Source organism: Nostoc sp. (genome assembly GCF_036916735.1).
Taxonomy (GTDB): Bacteria; Cyanobacteriota; Cyanobacteriia; order Cyanobacteriales; family Nostocaceae; genus Nostoc.
This window is the reverse complement of record NZ_JBALFV010000054.1, coordinates 1-14,944: the sequence shown is the minus strand read 5'-3', so window position 1 is coordinate 14,944 and position 14,944 is coordinate 1. Positions and strand designations below refer to the sequence as shown.

Annotated in this window: 10 protein-coding genes and 1 pseudogene; 6 read left to right on the top strand and 5 right to left on the bottom strand. The window is 41.6% G+C overall.

Features of this window, described 5'->3' with window-relative positions; genetic code table 11:
- Nucleotides 1-58: 58 nt before the first annotated feature.
- The gene (locus V7L20_RS13635; RefSeq protein ID WP_334744599.1) at nt 59-1,420 is read right to left on the bottom strand and encodes a lipid-A-disaccharide synthase-related protein; all 1,362 of its coding nucleotides are present in this window, start codon (nt 1,418-1,420) and stop codon (nt 59-61) included.
- Nucleotides 1,421-1,454: 34 nt separating this feature from the next.
- On the opposite strand from V7L20_RS13635, the gene V7L20_RS13630 reads away from it, so the two are divergent.
- Both V7L20_RS13630 and V7L20_RS13625 read left to right on the top strand, forming a co-directional pair.
- Entirely contained in the window at nt 1,455-1,715 is a 261-nt protein-coding gene (locus V7L20_RS13630; RefSeq protein ID WP_334744598.1) for a hypothetical protein, read from the top strand.
- 184 nt (nt 1,716-1,899) lie between these two features.
- Nucleotides 1,900-2,613 carry a type 1 glutamine amidotransferase domain-containing protein gene (locus V7L20_RS13625; protein WP_334744597.1) on the top strand — a complete coding sequence of 238 codons (714 nt, stop codon included), beginning with the start codon at nt 1,900-1,902 and terminating at the stop codon, nt 2,611-2,613.
- Between the two features lie 107 nt (nt 2,614-2,720).
- Here the strand turns inward: V7L20_RS13625 and V7L20_RS13620 are convergent.
- The 4 genes and pseudogenes from V7L20_RS13620 to V7L20_RS13605 all read right to left on the bottom strand — a co-directional run.
- A pseudogene (locus V7L20_RS13620) lies at nt 2,721-2,829 on the bottom strand (transposase); the annotation flags it as partial.
- A gap of 452 nt (nt 2,830-3,281) precedes the next feature.
- Entirely contained in the window at nt 3,282-4,013 is a 732-nt protein-coding gene (gene radC, locus V7L20_RS13615) for a RadC family protein (protein ID WP_334744596.1), read from the bottom strand.
- A 235-nt stretch (nt 4,014-4,248) separates the two neighbouring features.
- Nucleotides 4,249-5,187 carry a phosphoribulokinase gene (locus tag V7L20_RS13610; RefSeq protein ID WP_334744595.1) on the bottom strand — a complete coding sequence of 313 codons (939 nt, stop codon included), beginning with the start codon at nt 5,185-5,187 and terminating at the stop codon, nt 4,249-4,251.
- A gap of 352 nt (nt 5,188-5,539) precedes the next feature.
- Nucleotides 5,540-7,531 carry an alpha-amylase family glycosyl hydrolase gene (locus tag V7L20_RS13605; protein ID WP_334744594.1) on the bottom strand — a complete coding sequence of 664 codons (1,992 nt, stop codon included), beginning with the start codon at nt 7,529-7,531 and terminating at the stop codon, nt 5,540-5,542.
- Nucleotides 7,532-8,114: 583 nt separating this feature from the next.
- Between V7L20_RS13605 and V7L20_RS13600 the strand changes: the two genes are divergently transcribed.
- The 4 genes from V7L20_RS13600 to recQ all read left to right on the top strand — a co-directional run bounded on the left by V7L20_RS13600 (nt 8,115) and on the right by recQ (nt 14,683).
- Nucleotides 8,115-8,777 (top strand): class I SAM-dependent methyltransferase, encoded by a 663-nt coding sequence (locus V7L20_RS13600; protein WP_334744593.1) that lies wholly within the window; start codon nt 8,115-8,117, stop codon nt 8,775-8,777.
- 321 nt (nt 8,778-9,098) lie between these two features.
- On the top strand, nt 9,099-10,496 hold the full coding sequence (locus V7L20_RS13595) for an AAA-like domain-containing protein (RefSeq protein WP_442943543.1): 1,398 nt from the start codon (nt 9,099-9,101) through the stop codon (nt 10,494-10,496).
- Nucleotides 10,497-10,613: 117 nt separating this feature from the next.
- The gene (locus V7L20_RS13590) at nt 10,614-12,176 is read left to right on the top strand and encodes an AAA-like domain-containing protein (protein ID WP_334744591.1); all 1,563 of its coding nucleotides are present in this window, start codon (nt 10,614-10,616) and stop codon (nt 12,174-12,176) included.
- A gap of 347 nt (nt 12,177-12,523) precedes the next feature.
- Nucleotides 12,524-14,683 (top strand): DNA helicase RecQ, encoded by a 2,160-nt coding sequence (recQ, locus tag V7L20_RS13585; RefSeq protein ID WP_334744590.1) that lies wholly within the window; start codon nt 12,524-12,526, stop codon nt 14,681-14,683.
- The last annotated feature ends 261 nt before the right edge of the window (nt 14,684-14,944 follow it).

The window sequence follows — 14,944 nt, the reverse complement described above, 5'->3', positions numbered from 1 at the left end:
GGCACAAGTCGCAGTTCCTGAGCGTAGTCGAAGGGCAGTACAAGTGCCCAATTCCTAATCAAAATCTTTCTTGTAAACACTCTGCAATACGTAGTGATGCTCCGGGTTTCCCCATGCGTCGTAGACCATTTTCGGCAATAATTTGTAAAATATCAGGATCTTTGAATAGAGACTGTACAACCCTCGCTACTTCTGTTGGTTGCTCGACTAAAATCAAAGATGAGCCTAGAAGACGACTTTGAGCTTCAGCAAAGCCACGGTTATATTGAGGCCCATTACCGGGAATTGCGATCGCAGGTTTTCCTAAACCGATAAACTGTTCTGTGGCTGTACCTGCCATAGCGATCGCTATATCTCCCAAATGTAAGCAATCATTATAAGCTTTTTGTGTCAGTAATAAATATGCATTTTTTTGCTTAAATGTCAAGATATTTGGATCAGCAATTTGGATAGGACATACTGATTCAGTTCGCCAGCCCTGGGATTGGACACTTTGGGATAAAATATGAGAGTCTAAACCCACAGCGATCGCACTTAAAAACATCACTCTGTTAGAAGCATAGAAAATCGAATCTCGCTCCTGGAAACTTGCCATCAAAGCAGATACAGCAATCATCATTGTTTCCCAGTTGGCGTATGCTTCTGGCGGACGGGAACCAGGAAGAAGAGTCACTACAAAAGGCCGAACAATCTCTTGTTGTTGGTTATCCTGATTATAAAATTGCTGGCGTGAAAAGGTCGGTTGTAGACCATCCATCATGGGGTTACCCAAATAAAAAGCTGGAATTGGCCATTGTTTTAATATTTCCGTCGTTAGTGCATCTCTAGGGAACACTGCTTTACAACGGCGACGACTCATTAACCAACGTTCCCAAGGATGGTAAACTGAACCGAAAAAGTTTTCCCAACGCGTACCTTTGGATTTCCGTGATAATAATCCAGCTTCATCCTGCACATGATACTCAGATTTTGCCGTACCTACAAAAGCGTAATTAGAGCCACTGAAAGTTGCAAACAATAGTGGGACAATATCTCCCACCGCTAAAATCCCTCTTTTATTACCTAATTTTTTTTGAGAACTCACCCAACGGCGAATAGCTTTTATCTGGGTAAAGGTAAGTTGTAATAAGCCACCGCTTACATCCCGTGCTAATTGGCGGCCATCCATATAAATAAAGCCGCCAGAAGGCATAATGCGGACTGAACCGATGAGAGGAATATTTAACTGTTGGTAAGCACGCCCTTCACCCACCAGAGGTAAAGCAAAGATTTCTGGTGCATTTGATTGTCGTTGGAGTTCTTGTATAATCCGAACTGCAATGATATCTTCTCCATGACCATTACTTAATACAAGTAACCGTAAAGGAGAAGTTGCAGCTTGAGAGTTAGAGGTTAAGGATAATCGGGATACATTACTCATAGAATCTCGCATTAAGTATTGTGAGTATCAAGCGATGCTGATATCATGCCATGAAGAGTGCCGAATTTCGTTAGCCTTAGCGAGGCGTTTAGCCGATGCTTCGGCAAGCGAGTTGAAAGACCGCCTACAAGGAGGAGCCACTGCGGTCTTGGCTCGTAGCCAAAATGAGCAAGTGGCGTCGGGGCTTTTACTAAGTACAAAACTACTGAGTATTTCTTATTCACTCAAGACTCAGCACTCAGTACTGAGTTATATGAAAAGCACCCAGATTTTGACAACCCGCAACTTTAGTTAGTATAAAGATGTAGGAATCCAACTTGATTTTTGCTGAATATACTGAGAACTAAACCTTATATACGGTAAGCTCTTAGCTTTCATGGTTTTTCAAAAATCACATAGGAGTCTTATATCAGGTAAACACAAACTCTTTGAGGGTTTATCTGATGCCAATCTTTGATTTAATAATGGAAAATAACTTTATGTCTCAGAAAGTTCTAGTTGTTTTAACGAGCCATGACACCTTGGGGAACACAGGCAAAGAAACTGGATACTATTTGCCAGAAGTAAGCCACCCAGTCGAGGTCTTCGAGCGAGCTGGCTTAAGTGTTGATTACGTCAGTCCCAAAGGTGGGAAAGCACCTATGATTGGGATTGATCTCAATGATCCAGCGAACGCTGCGTTTCTTAACAACCCTGAGAAGATGGCACAGGTGGAGAAAACTTTACAGCCAACAGAGGTTGACCCATCAGCATATAATGCAATTTTCTATGCGGGTGGACATGGCACGATGTGGGATTTTTCAGACAATTCTCAGTTGGCTAGCATTGCAGCAAGCATCTACGAAAGAGGTGGTATAGTTTCTGCGGTGTGTCATGGCCCTGCTGGGTTGGTCAACATCCGACTTTCAAACAATGAGTATTTAGTAGCCGGAAAGAAAGTGTCTGTCTTCACTAACGAAGAAGAAGCAGCAGCAGGATTAACCGATATTGTACCCTTTCTATTAGAAGCAAAGTTGATTGAGCGGGGTGCAACAGTAGAGAAAGCACCGAACTTTCAGGCAAAAAGTGTGGTGAGCGATCGCTTGGTTACTGGACAAAACCCAGCCTCAGCAAAGGGTGTTGCTGAAAAGGTCGTGGAACTTCTGAAACAGCAAAGCCCTAACCTTACCTCAACCGCAGTTTCAGCCGGATAAAAGAAACAACAGATAATATTTTTTTAACAAGAAGAATCATTATGGTGAGAAAGGGGTTGCCGATAGTAACCCATTTCTCACTAACAGACCATTTATAAAGTAAATCTTTAGGTAGCTAGACGACGTAACATAATCCGTGTCATAACAGCATAGATAGCAGCCTCGCTCATTTGATGTCAGTTGTTCATAATCCTTGCTGAGACGACGATATTGGTTGAACTTGCAGCTAAGTACATATACTGTCTACATGTATCCTATCCTTTGTCTTCAACCCAACATTAAACCAATTCGCACTCTTGCTACGCCCCGCTTCGCTAACGCAATACTTCTCTTCTTAGGCTACGCCCTAAGCGTAGCTATGCCGCAGGCTTTACGGCTACTAAGAGGACAAGCTCAGTACAAGTTCGCAATGACGCTCCTACCTCGCTAACGCTGCGCTCTAAGCGCAGCTATGCCGCAGGCTTTACGCAATTACATTTTGTCACGGGGATTTAAACCCCGATTAACATACGCGCTGCCTGTAGAGACAGGGGACTTAAACCCTTAAAATTCGTTAAAAGTTCTATAGCCACTGCCGTGGAAAGCTACCATAATCGTCATCACCTGCGATCGCCATCAAACTCACGTTAAATCTAAGTCCCCGTCACAAAACGTAATTACAAATTATCTTAATCCCCCTGTGGATGCTCATCCCACAAGGTTGTCAGTTCGCGTAAACTCTGATGATTGCCATTACCTAAAATCAGATGATCTAGTACCGGAATGCCCAAAAGCTGCGCTCCTGCTAACAAGTGACGCGTCAATTCTATATCTTCTTGGCTGGGTTCAAGGTTGCCAGAAGGATGGTTGTGGGCAACTATTACCCGCGTTGCTCCTTGACGAATAACTTCTCGAAAAATATCACGGGGAGAGGCTAGGGTTTCGGTTGCTGTGCCAATGGTAATTACTTGCGTACCCAATAAGCGATTCTTAACATCTAATAGCACCACTGCAAAACGTTCTTGTATTTGCCACATTAAATCTTGACTGAGGGTAGCAGCAGCAGCAAGTGGGCTATCAATTAATGTGCCGTCATTAGGCCGAGATTGAAAGGCGCGTTTACCCAATTCAATTGCTGCTAAAATACTTGTCGCCTTGGCCGGGCCAACACCAGAAATTTGCATCAACTCAGCAGGGCTAACTTCTCGCAGAACTACCAAAGGATCGCGTTGGTGTTTGCCTAATTCGCTCAAAATATATTGTCCCAAACCCACAGCAGAAAGTTTTCCTGGGCCTTGACCTGTGCCTAGAAGAATTGCGATTAACTCTGCTGTGGCTAAAATTTTGGCACCATGCGTCATTAATCGTTCACGCGGACGCTCATTTGTAGGTAGGTCGGCAATTCTGAGGCAATAGGTCATAGAAAACTCAGAGAATAGTCATCAAAGATGGAACTATCTTTATTTATCCCTTGTTTGCTCTCAAAATCATCTTTCTTTGAGAAAATCTTTAACCTTGGGAAATTTTCTCTATTTATGTATATTCTCTATCTATAATGTATATAAAAATACGCATGATAATTCCGAACAGATAGCAAAAGGTCAACCGATGCCAGGTGTAAGAGAGCTACTCCCCACTCCCCACTGCCTATCCCAGTTATTGATGAATTTGCGTTGCTTTGAGCATGTGGTAGGTAATTATTAATTGAGTTAGAGCCAGAGGATAACTTTGCAGTGTTTCTCCAGTTGTACCAGCAATTTTACCCAGTTCGGGATTACTTTCGCGATCGCAAATACTTCGTAAATGGGGCATATCAGAACAAATAATATGCTCTAGCTTATTCACCTGTTCTAAGGTTGCATGGCCATCAACTTCTAAGACATCCACCGGCTTACTCATATCCCTGTCTAGCCCCAGGCGGATCGCTGAGTCAGAATTACCATAGGTAGAGCTGATAATCGGCGTAAAATCTGGGTGGGGAATTGTCGGACGTAGTACCAAACGCACATTTAAATGTCCATTAGTTTCATCATCTTCGCCGATGGGTGGGTAGAAACTGATTACTATATCAGACCATTGTCGCTGCGGACGGATAAAATCTGCTGAATCTGGTTCGCGTTTTTCTAATTCTGCTAGTACCTGTTCAGCTGTGTAGCCGCGCTTTTGGGTATCCCGTTTGACTTTCCACTTACTACGTAGTTCTTCAGGTGGTGCAAGGTAAACTTTCACGTCGTAAGAATCACGGGCAGCACGGGTAGAATAACCGAGTAATCCCTCAATAATCACGAATTTATTCGGCTTGATATACTGCGGTGGCTCGAATGTGCCGGTTTTATGGCTGTAAACTGGTTTAAGAATTGGTTGTCCTGTGCGTAGCAACGACAAGTGTTGCTGCATTATATCTAAGTGGTTGCAGTCTGGGTGGAGAGCGGTGATGCCAATTTCTGCACGTTGTCGGCGATCGTAACGGTGATAATCATCTGTGCATATCAACGTAACATTTTCTGGGCCGAGTACCTGGGCGATTCCTCGCGTTAGTGTTGTTTTCCCAGCAGCGCTGTCGCCTACAATACCAAGAATTATTGGACGGCTCATTATACCTCCCAGAATAAAAACAAGTTTAGTAATAAAATTTCCCTACAATAGTTTTTATTCTAGAAGGGTTTAGGCAAGTAACTCAAGCAAAGGCTTGGTATGCAATATCTCTACATATATAGAATGTCTGTGTGCTGGTTTCTTGCATAATAAGACTAGCCCTTTCAATGTGGGTAAAATTTTTGCTCAATAAACTCTCTTTAACCTCTTAAGTCAGTGTTATTTCTGCCTAATAAAATTAAATAAAATACTTTTTAACCGCACAGATGTGGGCGGGTTTCCTGACTTGAGCAAAGTGTCCATGGCACAGAGAAAAAAAGAGATTTTACCAGTCACCTTGAAAGGGCTAGTCCTAAACTAAAGCGTACACTTTAGCTTCCCAAGGGAAGATCCCCTCTGTGCCGACCCATTCGGATGGAACTATCCGCTCTTGAGTAATTTCCTGCCACTGCTTGCCAACTGGGGTTGCAGGCCAATTCGGGACTCTGTACTCAGATCCAACAGGAGTGCCGTAGTCAGAGAAGTTCGCCACTACAACTACTAATTGATCGGCTTTATTACCACGCTGCCAGACTAAAACTCGTTTACCATCATTAAAGTCAACATGAATAAATTGAGTATCATTTACAGCTAAGGCAGCATAAGTTTTACGCAAGCGAACCAACCTGGCAACGTATTGGAAAATGCGTTGCCGCCAATCATCTTTCACACGGCTGTAGTTAACTGGGTCAATCTGCTTATGATCATCTGTTGTAGGCAAATCCTGCTGATCGGCAAATTCCTCTCCAGCAAGAATCATGGGAATTCCTACAGAGGTAAGCAAGCAGACAAATGCCAACTTAATGCGCGGTTCTGTATGAGCAATTCTATTACTAACAAGGTAGCTGAAGAAACGCTCGTTACCATAACCGCCAACATCATGAGAAGTTATATAATTTACCGCCTGAGAACCATCTGTAAAGCCTAAGTTTCGGCAATCAATTAGTTTGCGGATACTCCACTCAAAGCTGGATTCATCCCAAGCATTCTTACCTAAAATCACCTGTCGGATGATTTGCTTGAACTTTTCATTCCAAAGTCCATCCAGACGATTTTGTTGGATCAGAGATAGGGGTACACTCAACTCTTCGCCAACTACGAGGAAGCGATTGTCGGTTCCGCCTCTTTTGTCCCAAAGGGTACGGGCAAAATCTTTAAATTCCTGCAAAAAGTCATAGTTGGCAATATTGTTGACGCTATCCAACCGCAGACCATCAACTCGATAGTATTCCAACCAGTGGGCAATATGGGCTTTTAAGTATTCACGGGCTGGGACAAGCCATGACTTTTGCCCAGTAATCGGGTTATAGCCCTCTACCCAATAGTTGTACTTAAATAAATCCCCACCAAAGCCATCTCTTGACCCTTGTTCTGGATCACCACTGGCCCATTTGATGTATAATTCCAAAAAATTAACGTTATGGTAAGGATTATTCCGCGAGAATGCCATCACCACATCCACAAAAAAGCGCAACCCTTGCTGATGGCAAACTTTGATCAGATTAGCTAAATCAGTCGAAGCAGTAGGTGCTGACAGTCTATCTGGGCGTCCTAAGTCAAAATCTGCTGCAAAATAATTTGCTGTACCATAGCCCCAATTGAGATCATCATCACTGTCTTCTGGTGGCAGAAGTTCTAGGGCGTTGATTCCCAGTTCCACAAGATGGGCGCGGTTATTAAAGGCGCTGACTATGGGAAAAGTAGGAGCGATCGCTTCTGGTATCAACAGTGCCAGTACATCACGAAATGTGCCGATTCCTTCTTCAATCAATCCATTTAAGTTAATCTTTGTCCAACGAGTTGGTAATTCATAAATCACCAGTTGATTATTGGTTGGCAGCGTTTCTAAAGGAGCATCATCTTCCCAATTTACAGTTTGCCCTTGGGGATCACAGGGAATCAGCGTCCCATTTTGATAAAGTACGACGCTTGCTGGATCAAAGCTAGCAACACCTCTCGATTCTGACGGCATTGGTGCACGTAAGCGTCGATCCACAGTTGTTGCTGTTGGATCTGTACAGTAGAGAATTTGGTTAGCATTGGCAGAGTCGTAAGGGTCTGAGTTGCGGACTTTAAACCAGTAAAAGTAGACCTGTCCTTCAGTCAAACCAGATTCTTGAGCCGAAACTTCCCACAATTCTGGAAATTCTGTTGATTGACGAAGGGGAATTTCTCTAAATTGAGCTAATCTGTCTGGGTTTTCGGGAGCAGTGGTGCCAATGTAAAGAGTGGGAGCTAGTTCTGAAGCACCGGGACGCCACAAGACAAAATGAGTTTTTTTGCGGTTCAATAAATCAATAGGCATTACAAAAACCTCTGGGCCATCAAAGTTCAGCTATAAAGTTCTTACACAACAGTCGAGTGTTATTCCAAACGATAGGTTGAATATATTTAATCAATATTAAGCAGTGGATTGAGTTATATCTTGCACCTGCCTATCTCGCCTGAGAATAAATTTTTAGACCAATAGCCCAAGTCCACTAAGCGTGAACTACAATCTTTGCTTAGTCTTCTTTAGAAAACTTTAGCTATAAGCCTCAAAATTCATTCTGAGACAGTCGTGGGGCATCAGTGAGAGGTTAAGACTAGAGAGCTTTTGTCAATAAGTAATAGTACTTAAAATTATTGGAAAAATGGGGCTAATCAACAGAATTTTTGGGCTAGCGATCGCTTGGTATTTACTTGGCATTTAAAAGCATCATTCATTCTTGCCTTCTAATGCAGTACAAAGATTAATTGAATACTTACTATTTCAGTAAACTTTCAGCATGATTACTAATTGACAAAAATGATTTTATCTTAACCTCTCACGAATGGTCGTGGGGACTGGTGCAAGTTCTGAGTTGAGTATTTTGCTGGTAAATTTATGCAAAAAAGGAATGCAGGTTATGACAACTAAAACACTCGGACTCGAACAAAACCTCTATGACTATTTACTATCAGTCTCTTTGCGAGAACCAGAGATTTTAACCCAACTAAGACAGGAAACAGCCCAGTATCCAATAGGGAGAATGCAGATTGCTCCCGAACAGGGGCAATTTTTGGCGTTATTGGTGCAGTTGTTGGGAGCTAAGAAAACTTTGGAAATTGGAGTATTTACAGGTTATAGTTCTCTGGTGGTGGCATTGGCACTACCGAGGGACGGTAAGGTGGTAGCCTGTGATGTGAGTGATGAATTTACAACGATCGCTCGGCGCTATTGGCAGCAAGCAGGTGTGGCAGATAAAATTCAACTGCACATTGCCCCAGCTTTGGAGACTTTGAATCGGCTACTGGTAACCAAAGAAGCGGAAACCTTTGATTTTGCTTTCATCGATGCAGATAAGAGCAACTATAATGGTTATTATGAGCGATCGCTACAATTAGTGCGCCCGGGAGGACTGATTGCGATCGATAATGTCCTCTGGTCAGGTAAAGTTGCCGACCCCCAAGTGCAAGATAATAGAACTAAAAAGATTCGTGCCTTTAATCAAAAGCTGCATCAAGACCAAAGAGTTAGTCTTAGTTTAGTAGCGATCGCAGATGGCTTGACTCTGGCACTGAAGAAGTAATGTCTGTGAATCCTCATTTGTCTATTTGTTAGGAACGTAGAAGTAGCTGTAGTGTCGCTTTTACAAAAAATCATGTTCCATGAGTTACTTTCATCTGTAATCCTTGGGAAAAAGACTATTTGTAGCGGTTAACTCTTCCCACTAAAATCCACTTTTGCGACTCTGAAGTATCACACCAAGAATTTTCTTTATTTGCAAATTAATTATGGAGTAAAAAAATGTATCCGTACTGCTAATTTTTCTTTTTTTAAATATTTATTCAGTTGTATATTATTACTAGACTAAAGTAAATAAATACATTTAGTAACTGTTTAACCTTTAATATCCGTGGAAGATATTCTGCAAGCAGTAGAAAGAATTTTGCAAGACAAGCCTCTTGCTTCCATTCAATGGTTTGTGCTTTCTCAATCGTGGTTGGGTAAAACTTATGAGGAAATGGCAGAGGTATCAGGCTACCGCAACAATTACATCAAAGAAGTTGGCTCTGAGTTGTGGCAAGACCTTTCTGTTGCACTTGGAAAAAAAATAACGAAAAAAAATCTACATTTGGCCTTGGAGAAATACCTGCAAGAGAAAATAGGCAATCAGGAGAATCACAGCCAAGAAAAGTTGGACGAAGAATCTAGCTTAGAAATGGTTTCTCCAAACTTGTTTTTAGCAAGTAAGATCGAATTTCCTAGCGGGCCTGTACCACTCGGTTCTCCTCTTTATATCAATCGTCCTCCCTTGGAAGAACTTGTTTATAACGAGATTTTACACCCTGGTTGCTTAATCCGAATCAAAGCACCTAGAAAAACAGGAAAAAGTTCTTTGCTGAACCGGATGATTGCTTATGCTAAAGAACAAGGTTATCAAATTGTCTATTTGGATTTTCAAGAAGCTGACGAAGATATTTTTGCTTCTCTGGATAAATTTTTGCGTTGGTTTTGTATCAATGTCAGCAGGCAATTAAATCTCTTTCCCTCTCTAGATGATTTTTGGGATACAGAAATGGGCAGCAAGGTAAGCTGCAAAATCTATTTTGAAGCATATCTGCTGCAATACATTGAGCAAAGTCCTGTAGTTTTGGCTTTGAATGAAGTCCATCGAGTTTTTGAACATCCCAATATTGCCCAAGACTTTCTGCCAATGCTGCGATTTTGGCACGAACAAGCAAAGCAGGATCAAATCTGGCAAAAACTCCGAATGGTGGTAGTTCACACCACAGAAATTTATATTCCACTCAAGCTAAACCAATCACCTTTCAATGTCGGAATAACAATTACGTTGCCGCCGTTTACCCTCAATCAGGTACAGAATTTAGCATTAGCTTACGGGCTACATTGGGCAGCAGACTCCGAAGGGGCAAAACGCCTTGTACCCTTACAATCAATGGTAGGAGGACATCCCTATTTGGTAAGCCTTGCGCTTTATCATTTATGTCACGAAGAAATAACATTAGAGGTGTTACTAGAAAGCGCATCTACACAAGTGGGAATTTACAGTCAGCATTTACGAGAACTGTTGAGCTTACTCCAAAAAGAACCAGAATTAATGTCAGCTATGGAAAAGGTAATTGCCACAGATGAAAAAGTGGAGCTAGATGCGATCGCTGCTTATAAACTAGAAAGTATGGGTTTGGTTCAATTAAACGGCAATCAAGCTCACACAATGTGTGAGTTATACCGCTTTTATTTTAGCCAACAACTAAAACGCTCAGGGTCATATGAGTTATGGTAAACTGTTGAAACACAAATAATTAAAATACTTCTTCTCGTTCTTAATATGAATTAAATCACTTATATCTATGCAAATTCAGTTATTAAAAATGAGAATTAGTTTAAAATTTTAAATCAAATGAACAATTATCGATACCAAGTTGGTGGAACCCTGACAACTGACGCTCCTAGCTATGTTGAGCGCAGAGCGGATGTGGAACTTTACGAAGCTTTAAAGCAGGGAGAATTTTGCTACATCCTCAGCAGTAGGCAAATGGGCAAATCCTCACTTATGGTAAAAACAAAGCATCGCTTCCAACAAGAGGGTTTTAAATGTGCCACCGTTGATATGACTAATATCGGTTGTGACAATATAACTCCAGAACAGTGGTATAAGGGAGTAGTAGGTGATTTATGGTTAGGCTTTAAACTGTTAGGTAAAGTCAATTTAAAAACCTGGTGGCAAGAACAAAATGATATTTCTTTAGTTCAGAAAGTCAGTCGATTTATTTCAGAAATTCTGTTAAATCAGTTTCCTAACGAAAGACTATTTATTTTTATTGATGAAATTGACAGTATTCTCAGCCTAGATTTCTCTGTTGATGACTTTTTTAGCTTGATTCGCTTCTGTTATAACCAACGAGCAATTGATCCAGAGTATCATCGGATTACATTTGCAATTTTTGGTGTTGCGACACCTTCAGACTTAATTCGATATCGACATAATACTACCCCGTTTAATATTGGTAAAGCCATCCAAGTCAATGGTTTTACATTTCAAGAAGCTCAACCCTTATCTTTGGGATTGAATATTAAAGATAATCAGCCCCAAAAAGTTTTGAAAGAAGTATTAGCTTGGACAGAAGGACAACCATTTCTTACTCAAAAGCTGTGTCGGCTACTTGTCAGTTTATCTCCAAATGATGTGAGTAGAAAGCTAAAAATTCCCCCTGGTGCAGAAGAATTTTGGATAGAAAATGTGGTGCGATCGCAGATAATCGAAAAATGGGAATCACAAGATGAACCGGAACATTTACGGACAATTCGCGATCGCATCCTGGGAAACGAACAAATTGCCGCCAGATTGCTGGGAATTTATCAACAAATTCTCCAAGGAGTGAAAGTCCCAGCCGACGATAGTCAAGAACAGGTAGAACTGTTGCTGTCTGGTTTAGTAATCAAAAAGCAAGGTTTTCTCCAAATCAAAAACCGAATTTATCAAGAAGTTTTCAATTTAGAATGGGTTGGAAAAAAATTAGCTTACTTGCGCCCCTACTACGAAACCTTCAATGCATGGATAGCCTCAAAGGAAGAAGATGAATCTCGCCTATTGCGGGGACAAGCCTTGATTGATGCTCAAACTTGGGCAAATGGCAAAAGCTTGAGTAACTTAGATTATCGATTTTTAGCTGCTAGTGAAGAATTAGATCGACAAGAAATGCAGCACGCATTAGAAGCCGAACGTACCAAAGAAATTGATGCACGACTTGCAGAACAACAAAAAAGGCTGATTCAACAAAAAAAAACTGCTACAATAGTGACACTTTTGCTTGTGGGTATGACAATCAAGTTGGTGATTTCTATAGTGTGGGGAGTGTCACTTTTACGAAAAATTGATGCTTTAGAATTACAGTTAAAATGTACCCAGCTAGGGCATCAAGGCAAAGGAATAACTACAAATCCTCGGTTAGGTAGATGCTGACGGGAACATCCAAAATATGTAAAAACATAATCTTCAATTTTGTCACTGTCTAAAGTTAAGAGCCGTTAGAGAAAGCCCAGTCTCATATACGATGATTGCTTAGTGCGATGCCTGCGGTGGTCACTGAGCTTCTTGTACTGAGCGCAGTCGAAGTATGTCATACCACTTGCCTACAGCACGCTACGCGAACGTGGAAGCAAGCTAGCAAGAGCGTCTCGTAGAGAAGTGCGGTCTGCGCTTACACATTCCAGAAACGCAGTCCTGACCAAAGCTGCTGGTGATGTGAGTTAAAATCCTGATATCTTCAATAACTACTCACGCAGACAGCCCCCGAAAAAGCGATCGCTATGCTTCAGTACCCCAATCTCGAACAAGCGCTAAAATATCACTTCGGTTACGACAGATTCCGCCCCGGACAACGGCAAATTATCGAAGATGCGCTGCAAAATCGAGATTTATTGATTGTGATGCCTACGGGTGGAGGAAAATCTCTGTGTTTTCAGTTACCTGCATTAATTAAAAAAGGTTTAACGGTGGTGGTGTCGCCATTAATCGCTTTGATGCAAGACCAAGTGGAAGGACTGCAAAATAATAATATTGCTGCCACATTTTTGAATAGTAGTCTGAATCCGTACAAAGTGCGATCGCGGGAAGAAGCTATCCTTAGTGGTAAAGTTAGACTACTTTACGTCGCCCCAGAACGCCTGTTGAGTGAAAGATTTCTCCCATTTCTCGATTTAGTCAAAGAAAAAATTGGCATTGCGGCTTTTGCCATTGACGAAGCCCACTGCGTCTCTGAGTGGGGACACGACTTCCGTCCAGAATACCGCCAAATGAAATCTCTGCGGAAACGCTATCCTGATGTCCCTACCCTCGCCCTCACCGCCACAGCAACCGATCGCGTCCGTGCTGATATCATTCAACAACTAGGGCTAAAACAACCAAGTATCCACATTGCAAGCTTTAACCGCCAAAACCTTTATTACGAAGTCCGTTCTAAAACCAAGTCTGCGTATACTGAATTATTAGAACTTATTCGAGAAAATGAAGGTTCAGCAATTATTTATTGCCTAACGCGCAAAAAAGTTGATGAACTCACCTTTAAATTGCAAAATGATAAAATTTCTGCCTTATCTTATCATGCTGGATTAACTGATGAAGAACGTAGCAGCAATCAAACTCGATTTATTCGGGATGATGTGCGCGTCATTGTGGCAACAATTGCCTTTGGAATGGGAATTAATAAGCCAGATGTGCGATTAGTAATTCACTTTGATTTACCGCGTAATTTAGAAAGTTATTATCAAGAATCAGGTAGGGCAGGAAGGGATAATGAACCTTCACGTTGTACGCTTTTTTTCAGTTTCAGTGATATTAAAACCATTGAATGGAGTATTAATCAAAAAACTGACACCCAAGAACAGTTGATTGCTAAACAACAACTGCGTCAAGTAATTGACTATGCTGAAGGTACTGTTTGTCGGCGAACAATTCAACTAGGTTATTTTGGGGAACGTTTTCTTGGTAATTGCGGTAACTGCGATAATTGCCGTCATCCCAAACCAATGGAAGACTGGACAATTGAAGCCATGAAGTTTTTATCCTGTGTGGCGCGTTGTAAAGAAAGATTTGGGATGCTGCACATTATTGATGTGTTGCGGGGGGCAAAAAAAGACAAAATTATCCAGTACGAACACGATAAACTTTCCACTTACGGTATTGGCAAAGATAAGAGTGTAGATGAATGGCGAATGTTGGGGCGATCGCTTTTACATCAAGGGTTGCTAGAACAGACTAGCGATGGTTACTCAGTTTTGAAACTTAACCCCCTTAGTTGGGAAGTGATGCGGCGACAGCGTACAGTTTCCCTTGTTGTTCCCGTAGCACAGAAGGTTACTTGGGAAGAAGGGAGTGAGAAGGCTGCTGAAGCAGAAATATTAATGCAGAGGTTGCGATCGCTCCGTAAACAACTTGCTGATGAACAGTCTGTTCCACCTTACGTTGTCTTTCAGGATTCTACCTTGAAATTAATGGCACAGGTACAACCTAAAACTATAACCGAATTTGGTAAACTTTCGGGCGTAGGTAGTCACAAACTTTCCCAATATGGCGATAAATTCCTCACAGAAATTCGCGCCTACCGCCAAGAAAAAGGTTTGGTAGATCCACCACAGGTTAATTTTACACCCTCTGTTGGCTTACCTTCCGACACAGAAATATTCACATTACAATTACATAAACAAGGTTTGAGTGTTAATGAAATTGCCAAAAAACGCAACATTCGCCCCACAACAATTATTCGTCATTTGGCAGATTTGATTGAAAAAAATCAGCCTGTAGACATAAATCAGTTAGTACCTCTTGAACATCAACAAAAAATTTGGCAAGTTTTAGAAGTCCTTGGTGATATTTCTTTAACGCCAATTCGAGAACAACTTGGCGAAAGCTATACTTTTGATGAAATTCGCTTAGTTCGGGGGAAGTGGCGGCGCGAAAATCGTAAGTAATAATTTAAAGTTTTAAAAGATGTTTTAAAAGTATTGGGCGAATAGAATTCGCGGCTACACAAAGCAAAGTCCACCTCCGTGGACTAAGAGAAAATCAAGGGCTTCAAACCCACGGAGGTCAATAGGGTTCGGATAAGATCCCCCCGCCTGTGGCGACCCCCTTAAAAAGGCAGGGCTAATTCATTGTGATGAGAGAAAATTAGGGTAACCAGAAGTTAGCATACACAAAATTTTTTAGCGACTGATTTGATTTGTCCACTT

Bases quoted from the DNA above. Each gene is read 5' to 3' on its own strand.
- V7L20_RS13635 (WP_334744599.1), bottom strand. From the start codon at position 1,420: ATGAGTAATGTATCCCGATTATCCTTAACCTCTAACTCTCAAGCTGCA.
- V7L20_RS13630 (WP_334744598.1), top strand. From the start codon at position 1,455: ATGCTGATATCATGCCATGAAGAGTGCCGAATTTCGTTAGCCTTAGCG.
- V7L20_RS13625 (WP_334744597.1), top strand. From the start codon at position 1,900: ATGTCTCAGAAAGTTCTAGTTGTTTTAACGAGCCATGACACCTTGGGG.
- radC (WP_334744596.1), bottom strand. From the start codon at position 4,013: ATGACCTATTGCCTCAGAATTGCCGACCTACCTACAAATGAGCGTCCG.
- V7L20_RS13610 (WP_334744595.1), bottom strand. From the start codon at position 5,187: ATGAGCCGTCCAATAATTCTTGGTATTGTAGGCGACAGCGCTGCTGGG.
- V7L20_RS13605 (WP_334744594.1), bottom strand. From the start codon at position 7,531: ATGCCTATTGATTTATTGAACCGCAAAAAAACTCATTTTGTCTTGTGG.
- V7L20_RS13600 (WP_334744593.1), top strand. From the start codon at position 8,115: ATGACAACTAAAACACTCGGACTCGAACAAAACCTCTATGACTATTTA.
- V7L20_RS13590 (WP_334744591.1), top strand. From the start codon at position 10,614: ATGAACAATTATCGATACCAAGTTGGTGGAACCCTGACAACTGACGCT.
- recQ (WP_334744590.1), top strand. From the start codon at position 12,524: ATGCTTCAGTACCCCAATCTCGAACAAGCGCTAAAATATCACTTCGGT.